Origin of the sequence: Psychrobacillus sp. BM2, assembly GCF_048572895.1 — a bacterium.
GTDB lineage: Bacteria > Bacillota > Bacilli > Bacillales_A > Planococcaceae > Psychrobacillus.
The window spans coordinates 2,504,790-2,517,580 of sequence record NZ_CP183878.1; the positions used below are offsets into that span (position 1 = coordinate 2,504,790).

General features: G+C 36.4%; 13 protein-coding genes and 1 pseudogene. 2 read left to right on the forward strand and 12 right to left on the reverse strand.

Going from position 1 to position 12,791, the window contains the following annotated elements:
* Positions 1 to 6: 6 nt before the first annotated feature.
* From ACN6MX_RS12260 to ACN6MX_RS12270, 3 genes are read right to left on the reverse strand one after another with little or no spacing between them, the layout of a single operon-like run.
* The gene (locus tag ACN6MX_RS12260) at positions 7 to 525 is read right to left on the reverse strand and encodes a GrpB family protein (RefSeq protein ID WP_419959189.1); all 519 of its coding nucleotides are present in this window, start codon (positions 523 to 525) and stop codon (positions 7 to 9) included.
* A 14-nt stretch (positions 526 to 539) separates the two neighbouring features.
* Complete coding sequence (locus tag ACN6MX_RS12265) at positions 540 to 1,082, reverse strand: DUF402 domain-containing protein (RefSeq protein ID WP_419959190.1); 543 nt, start codon at positions 1,080 to 1,082, stop codon at positions 540 to 542.
* Positions 1,083 to 1,115: 33 nt separating this feature from the next.
* The gene (locus tag ACN6MX_RS12270; RefSeq protein WP_419959191.1) at positions 1,116 to 1,424 is read right to left on the reverse strand and encodes a hypothetical protein; all 309 of its coding nucleotides are present in this window, start codon (positions 1,422 to 1,424) and stop codon (positions 1,116 to 1,118) included.
* A 187-nt stretch (positions 1,425 to 1,611) separates the two neighbouring features.
* Here ACN6MX_RS12270 and ACN6MX_RS12275 point away from each other — a divergent pair, with 187 nt between their 5' ends.
* Both ACN6MX_RS12275 and ACN6MX_RS12280 read left to right on the forward strand, forming a co-directional pair.
* Positions 1,612 to 2,751, forward strand: coding sequence for an MFS transporter (locus ACN6MX_RS12275; RefSeq protein ID WP_419959192.1), 1,140 nt, complete (start codon positions 1,612 to 1,614; stop codon positions 2,749 to 2,751).
* A gap of 116 nt (positions 2,752 to 2,867) precedes the next feature.
* On the forward strand, positions 2,868 to 3,062 hold the full coding sequence (locus ACN6MX_RS12280) for a hypothetical protein (RefSeq protein WP_419959193.1): 195 nt from the start codon (positions 2,868 to 2,870) through the stop codon (positions 3,060 to 3,062).
* Positions 3,063 to 3,088: 26 nt separating this feature from the next.
* On the opposite strand, the pseudogene ACN6MX_RS12285 reads toward ACN6MX_RS12280, so the two are convergent.
* From ACN6MX_RS12285 to ACN6MX_RS12325, 9 genes and pseudogenes are all read right to left on the reverse strand, one after another.
* Positions 3,089 to 3,232: pseudogene (locus ACN6MX_RS12285) on the reverse strand (IS3 family transposase); the annotation flags it as partial.
* Positions 3,233 to 3,390: 158 nt separating this feature from the next.
* Positions 3,391 to 4,737 (reverse strand): MmgE/PrpD family protein, encoded by a 1,347-nt coding sequence (locus ACN6MX_RS12290; protein ID WP_419959194.1) that lies wholly within the window; start codon positions 4,735 to 4,737, stop codon positions 3,391 to 3,393.
* Between the two features lie 262 nt (positions 4,738 to 4,999).
* Complete coding sequence (locus ACN6MX_RS12295) at positions 5,000 to 6,298, reverse strand: TRAP transporter large permease (protein WP_419959195.1); 1,299 nt, start codon at positions 6,296 to 6,298, stop codon at positions 5,000 to 5,002.
* On the reverse strand, positions 6,291 to 6,782 hold the full coding sequence (locus ACN6MX_RS12300; RefSeq protein WP_419959196.1) for a TRAP transporter small permease: 492 nt from the start codon (positions 6,780 to 6,782) through the stop codon (positions 6,291 to 6,293). The genes ACN6MX_RS12295 and ACN6MX_RS12300 overlap by 8 nt, the downstream gene beginning before the upstream one ends.
* A 124-nt stretch (positions 6,783 to 6,906) precedes the next feature.
* The gene (locus ACN6MX_RS12305; protein ID WP_419959197.1) at positions 6,907 to 8,004 is read right to left on the reverse strand and encodes a TRAP transporter substrate-binding protein; all 1,098 of its coding nucleotides are present in this window, start codon (positions 8,002 to 8,004) and stop codon (positions 6,907 to 6,909) included.
* A 102-nt stretch (positions 8,005 to 8,106) separates the two neighbouring features.
* Positions 8,107 to 9,285, reverse strand: coding sequence for an acyl-CoA dehydrogenase family protein (locus ACN6MX_RS12310; protein WP_419959198.1), 1,179 nt, complete (start codon positions 9,283 to 9,285; stop codon positions 8,107 to 8,109).
* A 140-nt stretch (positions 9,286 to 9,425) separates the two neighbouring features.
* Positions 9,426 to 10,178, reverse strand: a complete 753-nt coding sequence (locus tag ACN6MX_RS12315; protein WP_419959199.1) for an SDR family NAD(P)-dependent oxidoreductase — start codon at positions 10,176 to 10,178, stop codon at positions 9,426 to 9,428.
* 208 nt (positions 10,179 to 10,386) lie between these two features.
* Positions 10,387 to 11,343: a VOC family protein gene (locus tag ACN6MX_RS12320; RefSeq protein ID WP_419959200.1), complete on the reverse strand. Its 957-nt coding sequence runs from the start codon at positions 11,341 to 11,343 to the stop codon at positions 10,387 to 10,389.
* A gap of 22 nt (positions 11,344 to 11,365) precedes the next feature.
* Positions 11,366 to 12,205 (reverse strand): alpha/beta fold hydrolase, encoded by an 840-nt coding sequence (locus tag ACN6MX_RS12325; RefSeq protein ID WP_419959201.1) that lies wholly within the window; start codon positions 12,203 to 12,205, stop codon positions 11,366 to 11,368.
* Positions 12,206 to 12,791: the final 586 nt, after the last annotated feature.

The window sequence follows — 12,791 nt, forward strand, 5'->3', positions numbered from 1 at the left end:
ATCCAGTTAATCTATTCCTTTATACCATTCCAATGCTTCTCGTTCGATTTCCGATGCTAGTTGCTCTTTTCCGCTAATATACGATTCGATGTCATATGGAAACTTCTTTACTAATGCTTCTTTAAGATCTCCATATTTTTCTGCAATATTAGGATGCACTCTCAAAAAATCTCTAAATACAAGATGTCGTTCAATTTCAGGATTACCTATTTCATACATATGGACATGGTGCGTTCGATTGTCTCCTCCTTTTTGGAAGTATCTACGATCAGGAAGTCCATTTTCTCCTTTTGGTTCGTACCCAATAGCTATCATTGCGTGGTTAAAGGTATCGATTTTCTTGATATCCCGAACAACCGGCATAATATCGATAATTGGTTTTGCGCTCAAGCCATTTACAGACGTGCTTCCAATATGATGAGTAGCTATTATTTCTGAACCAATAATCTTTTCAATCCGCATCGCTTCTTCATCAAAATCTTTCTTCCAATCCTCTGAATATGTCACTACCTCCACTTTACGCATTTCAATCCCCCCTCCTACCTAAGTAGTTCCGTTAACAGTTCCTTATGGACCTTAGAATAATTAAGTACACCAAAACTTTCTTCCATAATACTATTCTTAATCTTATTTGCTTGAGTCCATGCCAAATTATACGAATCTTGATCAACCAACCCGTTTTTCAAGGCAGCTTCCAATTCATCTTCATCCTGTTGAATAATCTCTCCTGTAGGTAATACGATAATATCTAGAAACAAGTCATCCCACCATGGAATATTATTTTCAACTCCTATTTCTTTGCAAATATCTATATACCACTGGATTACTTCCCCGTTTGCATCAAACATTGTAGTGACGGAATAATTCTTCCCTATCGGAAAGTGTTGCAACCACATATACCCATCATCTACAATACATACGCTTTTGTCATCATACTTTACCCATAGAGGCTTCGTCACATGAACGAGGTTAAGTAGTGTTATATATCCAGTGAATTCCTCCTTATCGACATAAGATTGTGCGTACTCTCTCTTCCTAATTCGCTTCCAATCAGAGCGATCTCCAAATCTCCTTTTCAACATTGCTTGCCCCCTGTTATTACTCTCTTTTCTAAATCAATACAACGATACATCTATTGTAAATAAAGGAAGATTTATTTTATTCAGTCCGTAAAGTTCTATAATTTCATCTAGTTCAGTTATACTTTCAACAACTATCGATATAGTATTTCCTTGTACGATAGTTTCTCTTCCGGACGAATCCAAAAGAACATCTTCGTTTTCAATTCGGCCCTCTGAACATATATACATATACACTGCTACGGATGTATAGTGAATAAGTATCCCTATTTCTTCTTCTATTATTTCATCTTGCCAATCATAAATATCTTCTTGTTCTTCTTTTTTAAACATTCTAAACATCATATCTTCCTCCCTATCGTCTCTCCTTTATACAGAAATTATAACAGATTTATTATTCATACTTATTAGTGAATTTAAACGCTAGTTTATTCTAATAAAAACAGCTATTCAACAAGCAAATCGGTTACAATAATTAAGTTAATAATCTTATTACATAGATGATTAGTTTTATAGAAAAGGAGAATTCTTATTGAAGGTACATTTTTTATTAAAAGGATATAATTTTTTGTTTTTTGGTTTACTTGCAGTCTTCATTCCTTTCTTGCCAGTGTATTTAGGTGAACAAGGATTATCTACGAGTGAAATTGGAATCATTATAGGTACAGGGGGATTTGTAACGTTAATTGCACAGCCACTATGGGGGTTCATCAGTGATAAAACAAAAACAATTCGTAAAGTAATGTTAATACTTGTTTGTTTGACTTCTCTTTCTGGTTATTTTTTATTTAACTTCGATAGCTTTGTGTTACTCATTATTTTTGCATTGTTAGTGTATTTTTTCCTCATGCCACTCGATCCATTAACAGAAAGCTTAAATTTCACTGTTTCAGAGATGGCCCGTATTAGTTATGGTTCTATTCGGACATATGGAGCACTTGGCTATGCAATTTTGTCTTTAATTGCCGGGTTTACGATGGATTATTTTGGGGTGGGCAGTCTATCTATATTATTTGTTCTATTGGGACTTCTTTCATTTGGAATTGTATGGTTTATGCCGGATGTACAAGCTTCTCCGAAACCTGTGACCATGGCAGGCTTAAAACAAGTATTACAAAACAAAGAGATGCTACTATTTTTAGCATTAGTATTTATAAGTTCGGTGCCTGCTCGTATGAATGATACATTTTTGGGGATACATATTACGACATTAGGTGGAGATACATCCTTAGTAGGTATTGCCTTTTTCTTAGCAGGGGGTAGTGAAATCATTATTTTTGCTCTTAGTTTTTGGTGGCTAAGAAAGGGCAAGGAATTGGAAATCATTACGATAGCAACGTTCTTTTATTTCTTACGTTTTTTTATATCAGGTTATGTAACAAGCCCCGTTACCCTAACTATTCTACAGTTATTGCAGATGCTAACGTTTCCTATTTTTTACACTGCGGCAATTCAGTACTTATATAACATCATGCCAAAAGAATGGCGCGCTACCGGCCAAACTGTTCTAGCATTATTATTCTTCGGTTTGTCTAGCATTATTGCTTCTTATGCAGGTGGGTTCCTATATAAAGAATTTGGAGGACAGACTTTTTACTTTATCATTTCAGCGATGTCTTTCATCGGGGTTGTATTTGGAATACTGTTGACTATTCGAAAAGCAAGAAATTAATGCATGATTATTTTCTTTATTAATGGGTATTTAAAATACATAGACTTAAAATTAGTATCTTTTACTAAACTTTCTTTATCTGTTTCCAGGAAGAGATTTTGGTGGGAGGTGATTAATTGAGAAGAGCCTATGGAGTAAACAAACTATCTTTTTATTTAGACACAGTAGGATATCCACTTACTGAAAAGGAAATAAATGAACTAATCATTAACAAGGAGATTCCTCACTTAAGACCAATGACAAATATGATCGTCTTTAATTTGGATCATATTGATTGGTGGATTAATGAGAAACAAACTTCTCCAAATTGAAAAGCCCTGCGAAATTGAAATGACCTTTAAAAGTTACACACGGTTATTTCATCGGGCAGCTTGCTCAAAATGAGTTCGGTATACACCGGACTCATTTTTAATTTTTCCTTCATCCGTTCCGTGTTAAAGTAAATGATATATTTTTCTATTTCTAATTTAATATGTTCTACACTTTCAAATTTCTATAGGTGGAGGAATTCCGACTTCGTAATGCAAAGAAGTTCTACATCACCGAGTTGTCGTTATAGTTTCCTGAACGAAACATACTTTGCACAAATGTCGAAATTAAAATTTGCCTCTACACCATTGTGGGCATGCTCCAAGGATTTTAATGAATTATCATTGGCAATCTACTAACTTCATCAAAATCTAGATTATGTCTTAACGTTTCCCACAGTCCTTCAGGTTCAGCTACGTTAGCATACTGACAACATTCGATAAATTTCTTCTTCACTTCGTCAAAAGGCGTTTCAGGAAGTATTCGTTCAATTTGTCTTTTTGTTCCTTTGGCAGTTACTATCATAATATCACCTAAAGGAATTCCAGGCGTATCAACCTGAGTTTGTTCAATTTTTATAAGTTTTGTCAAATTTAATACTTTAGTATCAACAAGCGCCTCCTCAGTCAGATTATTCAAGTGAACATTGCCATGAACCAAAGCAAAAGCAACCATAAATGGAATACTAAATTTAGCATCTTGTAATGTTTTTGGATTGCAACGATTCTCAAGTGGTTGACATAGCATATTGGCTGTTTTATTGATCCCTATCACGATTTGGTTAATTTCATTAAGCCTAAAATGCTTCCGAAGTACGAGGGCAGATTTAATAAATGGATGTGAGTAACGACAACTAGGATAAAGTTTAATAGAAGTATCGGAAAATGCCCATGTTTCAGTTTCCAATAATACGCTTCGTTGTTTTTCATTTAAATTCTCTCCAAAATAATTTATAAAGAGACCTGTTTTCCCATCCATACAGCTCGTAGGTGCGCTTACCCCTTCTCTAGCCAAAAATGCCGCTTGAACACCCCCCATTGATGCAAACGCGGGATAAATAGATCTTGCTTGGGAACCAGTTCCAACTCCCGGCTCTTTTCCGCCAGCCGCTTGCATATATGCTAGTCCCAAAGCATGAACCAATTCCTCATCATCTAATCCAAGTACAAGTCCAGCAGTGATTGCGGCACCTAAATAACCAAACAGTTGACTTAAAAACCATTTGGAATCTGCACCCGTACCCTTGGGTTCGATTGCATATCCCAATCTACACAATAACTCGTTTCCAAGTGCAACTGCAGTAATAAGGTCCGTTCTCCTTGAAACCTCAGCGTCAGCAGCTGCTAATGCGGCTGCTAATGTAACAGGGGTTGGATGAATTCTAGCTAAATCATTGATATCATCATAGTCTAAAGCGTGTGCTAAAGCTGTATTAGCAAATGCTGCATAGGCTGGAGGTAATCGATACTCACTTCCTATTACTCTACCTATCCCACCTTTTACACCTATGGAAAGACCCGCTATAGATTTTAATGCGATAGGAGCTCCTTTATAAGCAGGTAAGGAAATAGCAATTGTATCACATATATGGAGAATCACCTTTTCACGAATATACTCTGGTAATCCTCGTTTCTGTCTTTGACGGATAGCTTGTACAATCTCATGGCTTAATGACAAAATAGCTCCTCCTAGTTTTAAAAGATTTACCTATTTATTTAACTATGTTCGTACTAGTTTTCTATTTAAACTTCTTATTCAAACTTTTCTTTACAAACAAATAGCCCGCTTAATGATATAAAGCGAGCTGCGTCTGTTTTGCACTTCTTAATCTTGGTCAACAAGTTCAATAATATAATGATCCTTACGAGAAACTGCCTCCATTGTTGCAATTAACTAGAGACTTTAAGAATTGTCTACTCTCTGGATTATTACTGTATCGCTAAATGTGACCTGGTAAAAGCAAGATAATATCTGGGAAAATATAGACTAATACGATTAGTACAAGAATAGGAATAGAAAACGCTAATGCCCCTTTATAGATATTGCCCAAACCTAATTCTGGTGCTACACCATTTAAGACAAATATGCTCATCCCTATTGGCGGTGATATTAATGCTAATTCCATTAAAATACACATCACAACACCAAACCAGATAAGGTCATACCCCAATGATTCTATTAGTGGCAAAACAATCGGGAACGTAACAAGCATAGCTGCCATTGCATCCATAAATGCACCTAAAATAATATACATCAAAACAATAATAATAAAAATATACACGGGTGCTAATGTTAAACCTGTTAAAAAATCATTTAGATAGGCTGGTAAACCTGATTGAACAATGAAACTATTTAAAAAGAGCGCGGATAATAAGATCCCAAATAAGGTACCCACTGTTTTAAGGGTTTTTTCTAGCACTTCCACAATGACTTTAAACGTCAGTTTTCTTTTTATAAGGGCAATAATGGCAGCTCCAAAAGCCCCCATACTTGCAGCTTCAGTAGGTCCAAATAACCCTATAAAAAGGCCCCCAATAACAAAAGTAAACAGGATAGCGATAGGCAAGATACTCGATAAACTTTTAAAGCGGTTTGACCAAGAACTACCTTGCCCTATATCCGCAGCATTTGGGTGTATTTTCACATAGATCACTACTGTTATAATATAAAGAAGAGTTAATAATAATCCTGGCAATAAGCCTGCTATTAAAAGTTTCCCAATATGCTGTTGGGCAATTACCCCATATAAGACCATAAAGGTACTAGGTGGGATCAATATTCCTAAAGACCCGCCTGCGATAATGGAACCACTTGTTAAAGCCTTACTATAATTATTATTTATCATCTCTTTCGAGGCAATCGATCCGAGAGATGCTGTTGTTGCAATACTTGATCCTGAGGAGGCTGCGAACATGGCTCCTGCAGTAACCGTTGCAAGTGCCATACCACCTCGAACTTTACCAAACCATACTTTGAATGTACCATACAAACTATTGCTGATTCCAGAAGAGTTCATTAATTCTCCCATGAGGACAAACATGGCAATCGTGGTCATCGTATAACTTAGCGAGTTTTTCATAATCGTTAAATCAATAACATTTACTAAAACATTCCAATCTCTCATAAACAATATTCCTACTATCGCTGGAACAGCCATGGAAATCGCAACTGGCACTCTGATAGTTAGCAATAGGAACATAACAATAATGAACAATACTCCAATCATTTCATTAGACATCTGACGACACTTCCTTTTCAGACGGTGGTGTTTTGAAACTAATTTGACTAAGTGCAACTAGTCCCCAAACAAAAAATCCAATAGTTACGATGATTTTTAATATCATAAAAGGAAAATCCAATAATAAAGTCGTTTTTGTCTCTTCCATTGAAGTCAAAAAGAATATATAAGTGATTACGATGCAAACGGAAACGGTTAGGACATGGGCAATATTATCAAAAATCAATTGAACTTTAGGTGAATAACGATCAACCAATAAGCCAATGGCGATATGTTCCTTTTTTGCTTGTGTATACCCAAATGAGAATATTATGACGAAAAAGTGGAAAATTTCAGCTAATTCAATTACTCCTAACAACGGTCTACCCAATAAACGCGAGATGACCCCAACCGAAATAATAAGCATTACTATGGCCAAACAGATCATTCCAATGATTTTCAATATATTCATCATATAGAACACACTAGTAGAAAATACTTTCATTTGATCACCCTCAAGTTGTAGATTTTTATATCTATAAATAGAAGAAAAAAGGGGTAAGAACAAACTTTTTATAAACCAAGGTGTAGAGATTAAATAATCATACATCTTAGTTTTTTAATAATTTCTATTTAAGAAATTCTAAGTCAACACCATGTTCCCTAGAAATTTCAATATAGCGTTCGAGCATTTCATCCCCAGGGTAACCTTTTTCATTCGCATTTTTTACCCATTGTTCCCAAACTGGGACAGCAAATCGCTGAAACTCTAGTAATTCTTTGTCAGAGAATTTCGTCACACCTCCGCCAGCATCTTCTGCCATTTTGACAACTTCAACATTACGTTCCATGACTTTTCTAGCATTCTCTTTATATAATTCTTGCCACTTTGGATTAATATCTTCATCAAACAATGTTTGTAAATCCTTTGGCAATGAATTGAAGAAGTCTTCATTCATAAGGGCTGTTCCAACAGCAATTTTTACAGGCTGCTCCAAAAAGTAAGGAGCTACATCTGCTAATTGCATGGCTGCAAATACATCTTGAGTAGTGAAAAATGTTTCAATAATTCCTTTATCCAATGAATTATAGAGTTCTTCAAAGCTTACTTGTGTAGGTATGCCTCCCATACTCTTAACAAATAAGGCTTCAAGTTCTGTGGATGCGCGGGCAGTTTTTCCTTTCATATAATCCAGACTCTCAATCGGCTTTGTAGAGAAAGCATGGTTCGGTGGTGGGGAACCAACACCTACTTTAACCACACCGTCCCAAATTTCATCCAAATATTCGGCTGAGAATTCCTGCATAATTTTGGCTGCTTTGTCTGGATCACCACCTGCTGCAAATGGTAACTCTCCTACTGTTAGTGGAAACAACTGCGAATCTTCATAGTAAAGTGCAATGGTATCACCAACATCAAACAGTCCACTTTTAACACCTTCTAACACTTCATTTGATGCGGCAAGGGAACCATTATAGTGAACCGTTACCTCCACTCGTCCCTCTGTTTTTTCTTCAACATATTTTTCCCACGGTTTCCAAACGTTGTTTGGAACGTCGGCATCGCTAGAAAACCAACTATTAACAACTAATTTAATCACATCGTCATCTGATTTACTCGCCTCAGTTGTACTCTTGTCCTTACCCTCACAAGCAGCAAGTATCAAAACAAGTAAACCTACGATAGCAAATACAAACAACTTCCACTTTATCCCTTTTGGTTTCATCGTATAAACTCCCCTCTAATTTGGATAAAACTGCTTTTGTCCCTTTGTAAACCCTTACAAAAGGTTAGATGCTTTCAATGTATTCTCCAAGGATCCCCCCTCTTAACCAACCACACCATGTTCAAAACCAAATAATGACCTACCATATGCCTCGATGGAATCATCATATAAATTAGATCGATGAGCACTTACGGCATGCATATCTCTAAAGAATAATTCAACGGGATGACCTTTATATAAGGAGAAACCACCCAGAACTAATAACACTCTTTGGGCAATCTCTGTACAATTATGAATAATTCTAGCTCGAATGGCAGCGAATTCTGCTCGTTGATCTCCATCATTTGGATTGTAATTTTCTAGCATTTCAAAAACACGTGACATTAAACCCTCTGCCTCAAAATAGCGTATATTTAATTCAGCTAATACACCTTGATGACGCGATTCTTTCGCAACTACTCCACGAAGCCTCGTTCTCTTTTCTGTGCGTTCTTTGAATTCTTCGATTAGTCGCTCTGCACCTCCAAGTGCCACCATACTAAACCCAGCGATAAATGGTACAAAGAATGGTTTGTTAAAAAAGAAATAGTCTTCATCAAAACCAGTTCCATCAAGCGGGCGCATAACCTTATCAATCTCACTTAAGCGTAATACCTGCTCTTTAGGAACATAGATATTATCCACCACAACTTGGTTACTTCCTGTACCTCTTAGACCTAACACATCCCAATTTCGAATAATTTGAACATCCCTTGTTGGTAGATTAAAAGCGACATGTTCTTTTTGCCCGCTTCCCGGGTATTCCATAAATGCCCCCACCGCTACCCAATCACTATGTAGAACACCGCTTACAAAGCTATAGGTACCTGATAAACGAAAGCCATCCCCATCAACCTCTACTTTACCAATTGGTGAAAAAATATCAGCAATTAATCCACCTTGATTGATGACTACATCTCTACCTTTTTCAGGCAAATACGCTGCCCAAATATTGTGGGTAGTATATAAAAATGTTATCCATCCGGCAGACATATTATATTTTGAAACTTTTCTAATAATCTCAGAGTATTCTCTATAACTTACTTGTGGACCACCATATCTTTTAGGTAGCAGTAGTTTAGGTATTTGCGTTTCTTTCAAAGCTTTAATCACATTCTCCGAAACGGTTTGGTTTTTCTCCATTTCTTCTACTTCCGACTCAGCAAGTTTGCCAATTCGCTCTGCATCCAACAACAATTGTTGAAATTCGGTTAGTGTCTTCTCATTTGTTTGACTTAGCATGTTTTCACCCCTAATTTTTTCTACTAGTACTTTATAACCGCAATTTTAAATTTCTTTAAAGAATGATAGGATAATTGTGTATTGCTAACTTTCTTCACAATTTTTGACCTATGTCCACAATTCAGGAAACATGCAGATTTTTATATTCCTGTGACCCCACCATCAGTAACAATGGATGAACCTGTCATGAATGAAGAATCTTCAGATGCTAAGTACAACACAGATTTTGCCTGTTCTTCAGGAGTTGACATTCTCCCTAAAGGGATTCCTTTTGCCACTTCAGGTGTTCTTGGATTATCAGCAATCATTTCAGTGTATACTACCCCTGGCAATAAACAATTCACTCTTATCCCTTTATCTGCGTATTCCGCTGCTACAATTTTGGACATATGTGTGATCCCAGCTTTAGTAAAACTATAAAGTGCATGTGTTTTTCGGACATTAATTGCAGCAGCTGAGGTAACATTTACAATGCTACCTGACCCTTTCGATTCCATATGAGGCAAGACAATTTGCATTGCTCTAAAGTAAGAATAAGAGTTAAGGCGAACATATTGTTCCCAATCATCCTCCGTTATTTCTGTAAATGGCTTTTGTATAATACGCCCGGCATTGTTGACTAAAATATCAACTTGTTTAAAATTAGCTAACGTTTTATCCACCATATTTTTAAGGTCTTCATTTTTCGTTACATCTGTTTTAACAAATATAGCATTGCCACCATTTTGACGGATTGTTTCAACTACCTTTTCACCACGGTCTTGTCTTCTACCAACAATGACTACACTGGCTCCTTCGTCGGCAAATAACTTAGCCGTTTCTTCTCCAATTCCTGAAGTACTGCCGGTAATAATCGCGACTTTATCCTTTAGTCGCAGCTTTTCTTGAACCATCTTTTTCTCCTTTTATATAAAGCCTGACCTTTATTCTGTATATCTTGTGTCCTAGTAATCTTTTACAAATTGACATATACAATAGAGGTATCCACTAGTCTTTAAAGCGCTTACATCTTGTTGATAAACCTTACCCATCTTTCAATTTCCAAGTTTCTATTTTATAAGCCTTGATCGGCTGCTGTTTAGTAATATTAAATTTCTATAATTAAGCTTCAATTAATGGTTTATTCAATTCTTTATCGCTTACAGTCTCTCCCCAATAAGTATTAGCAAACGCATGCTCTTCCTCAGTCCACTCGATGGCTTTCCAATCTGGTTCAAAGATTAAGTAAGAGTTACTAAATAATTCCACTCGACAGCCACTTCCCGGGTCCACGACATAGAGATAGATAGCCTGTGATATTCCATGTTTTCCTGGTCCAATGAACTTAATACCTTCTTCTGATAAAATATCTGCCGCGCGAAGAAGATCTTGTGCGTTATCTAACCAATATGCAATATGGTGGAGCTGATTTGGTGTTTTAGCCTCAGGTCGGTAAATTACTGCTATATCATGCACTAAAGGGGTGACACTCATCCAACCTGCCATTACTTGCTCATTCTTCGTGTACTTCACATATTCACGTAAATTAAACCCTAATTGTGTACTTAAATATTCAATAATCTCACCCACATCCATAGAAGTTGCAACATTGACATGGTCAATTCTTCTTGGAGAGATTCCTCGGTTCCATGACTTATGAGATTGATTTTTTAGAACTGATTTCGTCCTATCATCTCCTCCAGGCTTTTCAACATCATAATATAGCTCAAAGGAGTGTTGGCTAGGTAATTTAAAACGAATCGCCCTTCCTTGTCCTGCCTCTTCACCTGCTTCTATCCAATGTACTTCTGTTCCTGCTTTTTCCAGTAATTGCGCAAAACCCTCTACATCCTCTGGTTTCTTTGTCCTCCAGCCAATATGGTCAACATATCCCCTATCCCCAGCCGTGAGTGAAAGTGTATGATGTTCAAAATCTCCCCAAGCTCGTAAATAGGTGGTCCCATTATTTTCTGCTGTTACTTCCAATCCGATTACATCTCGGAAAAACCAAAGTGATTTTTCAAGATCTGGTGTAACCAGTGCAACATGTCCCAATTTAGAAATTTCTGGTAACGACATTAGGAATCCCCCTATTTAGTAGTTAAATTTTACCGGCAAAATAATTTTGAATTAACGCATTAAATTCATCTTTTTTCTCAATTTGTGTCCAGTGCCCGCATCTCCCAAAAACATGGAGCTGTGCATTTAGCAGATGATCTAATAGATAATAACTTGATTCAACTGAACATACACGATCATTCTTGCCATGGACTAGTAACACTTGGTTTTCAATTCGATTAAGAGCAGTTTCAGGAACAGGAACAGTAGCTGTCGCAAAAATTGAGTCGTTTGAACGTTGAACCTCTGGACGCATCGCTGTTTCAAAGCGGGTTTCAATTACCCCATCAATGATCGGAGCCATTTTTTCTGGCTCATTGACAAACCAGCTCATAATTTGACGCATTTTTTTACGTGTCGGATTGTCGTAGAAATTCTTAGCTCGTGCTAATTCAAAACTTAATTTCGTATTTGGTGTACCGCCTGGTCCCATGAGAACCACCTTATCAAATCGTTCAGGATAATCTAACAATAATTCAAGTGCGATTGAACACCCTAATGAATTCCCAACCACATGGACCTTTTGAAGATTTAGTTCATCAAGGAGTTCAATTACTTGGTTAACCCATTGATCCATCCAGCCTTGTCTGTTTTTGGGAAGTATTTCAGGATGGCTACTTTGAGCAAATCCAAAAAGGTCTGGAGCTAAACAATCATAATTTTCACTGCATGCTTGTAATGCATAGCGCCAATTGGCAATAGCAGAAACCCCTGGACCCGAACCATGAAGGAATAAAATAGCTTCATCATTTCCCTCACCTGAACGATTTAAATAAGTTTCAAAATTAGCTGTTTTAATTGTTGCCTGAGATATATTAGTCATTTTCTTCTTCTCCTCCTCTTTGTTAATCCATCAAAAAAGCAAGAGTATGTATCCCCTTACATTTCATTTCTGATAGATTAATAAAAATAATTCCTTATGCTTAAATTACGGGAAAATCTGTCTAATTTTTCAAGATGAAAAAATAGTTAAAATTATTTTATTTTCCCTTCTGAGGTAACTGTTGAAAACGTTCTGTTGGAAGAGTGATAAAAAAATTAGTATTCCTCATTTCCTCTCCTTACTAAAACCATTATAAAGGCACTATTTGTACCCCCTACTTAAATGCTATAACGGTTTTTTTAAATTCTGAATATACTAAATTTTAAAAAAATATAACTTGTGTATCTAGGATAAAAACTTATTAAGATTTTTTTGTTTTTCACTAATATTCATTGGTATTTATGCCCACAGTTTTTAAGAAGGTTAAATCCCTTACTAGAATTGCAAGCATATTGTATGGATAACACTTAAACGAAAAAATGCTTTTATAAAGGCTTTCTAAGACCAACGCTTGGTTGTTCAGATGGCCTTCAAAATTATAACTCCAGCTCTCCTAAAGCAATAAAAGCATTGGAGTATGCGCCAG

What these genes read in the sequence shown, in the direction of transcription:
- ACN6MX_RS12310 (WP_419959198.1), bottom strand. Translation starts at nt 9,285, where the DNA reads ATGCTAAGTCAAACAAATGAGAAGACACTAACCGAATTTCAACAATTG.
- ACN6MX_RS12265 (WP_419959190.1), bottom strand. Translation starts at nt 1,082, where the DNA reads ATGTTGAAAAGGAGATTTGGAGATCGCTCTGATTGGAAGCGAATTAGG.
- ACN6MX_RS12320 (WP_419959200.1), bottom strand. Translation starts at nt 11,343, where the DNA reads ATGTCGTTACCAGAAATTTCTAAATTGGGACATGTTGCACTGGTTACA.
- ACN6MX_RS12305 (WP_419959197.1), bottom strand. Translation starts at nt 8,004, where the DNA reads ATGAAACCAAAAGGGATAAAGTGGAAGTTGTTTGTATTTGCTATCGTA.
- ACN6MX_RS12295 (WP_419959195.1), bottom strand. Translation starts at nt 6,298, where the DNA reads ATGTCTAATGAAATGATTGGAGTATTGTTCATTATTGTTATGTTCCTA.
- ACN6MX_RS12260 (WP_419959189.1), bottom strand. Translation starts at nt 525, where the DNA reads ATGCGTAAAGTGGAGGTAGTGACATATTCAGAGGATTGGAAGAAAGAT.
- ACN6MX_RS12315 (WP_419959199.1), bottom strand. Translation starts at nt 10,178, where the DNA reads ATGGTTCAAGAAAAGCTGCGACTAAAGGATAAAGTCGCGATTATTACC.
- ACN6MX_RS12325 (WP_419959201.1), bottom strand. Translation starts at nt 12,205, where the DNA reads ATGACTAATATATCTCAGGCAACAATTAAAACAGCTAATTTTGAAACT.
- ACN6MX_RS12300 (WP_419959196.1), bottom strand. Translation starts at nt 6,782, where the DNA reads ATGAAAGTATTTTCTACTAGTGTGTTCTATATGATGAATATATTGAAA.
- ACN6MX_RS12270 (WP_419959191.1), bottom strand. Translation starts at nt 1,424, where the DNA reads ATGATGTTTAGAATGTTTAAAAAAGAAGAACAAGAAGATATTTATGAT.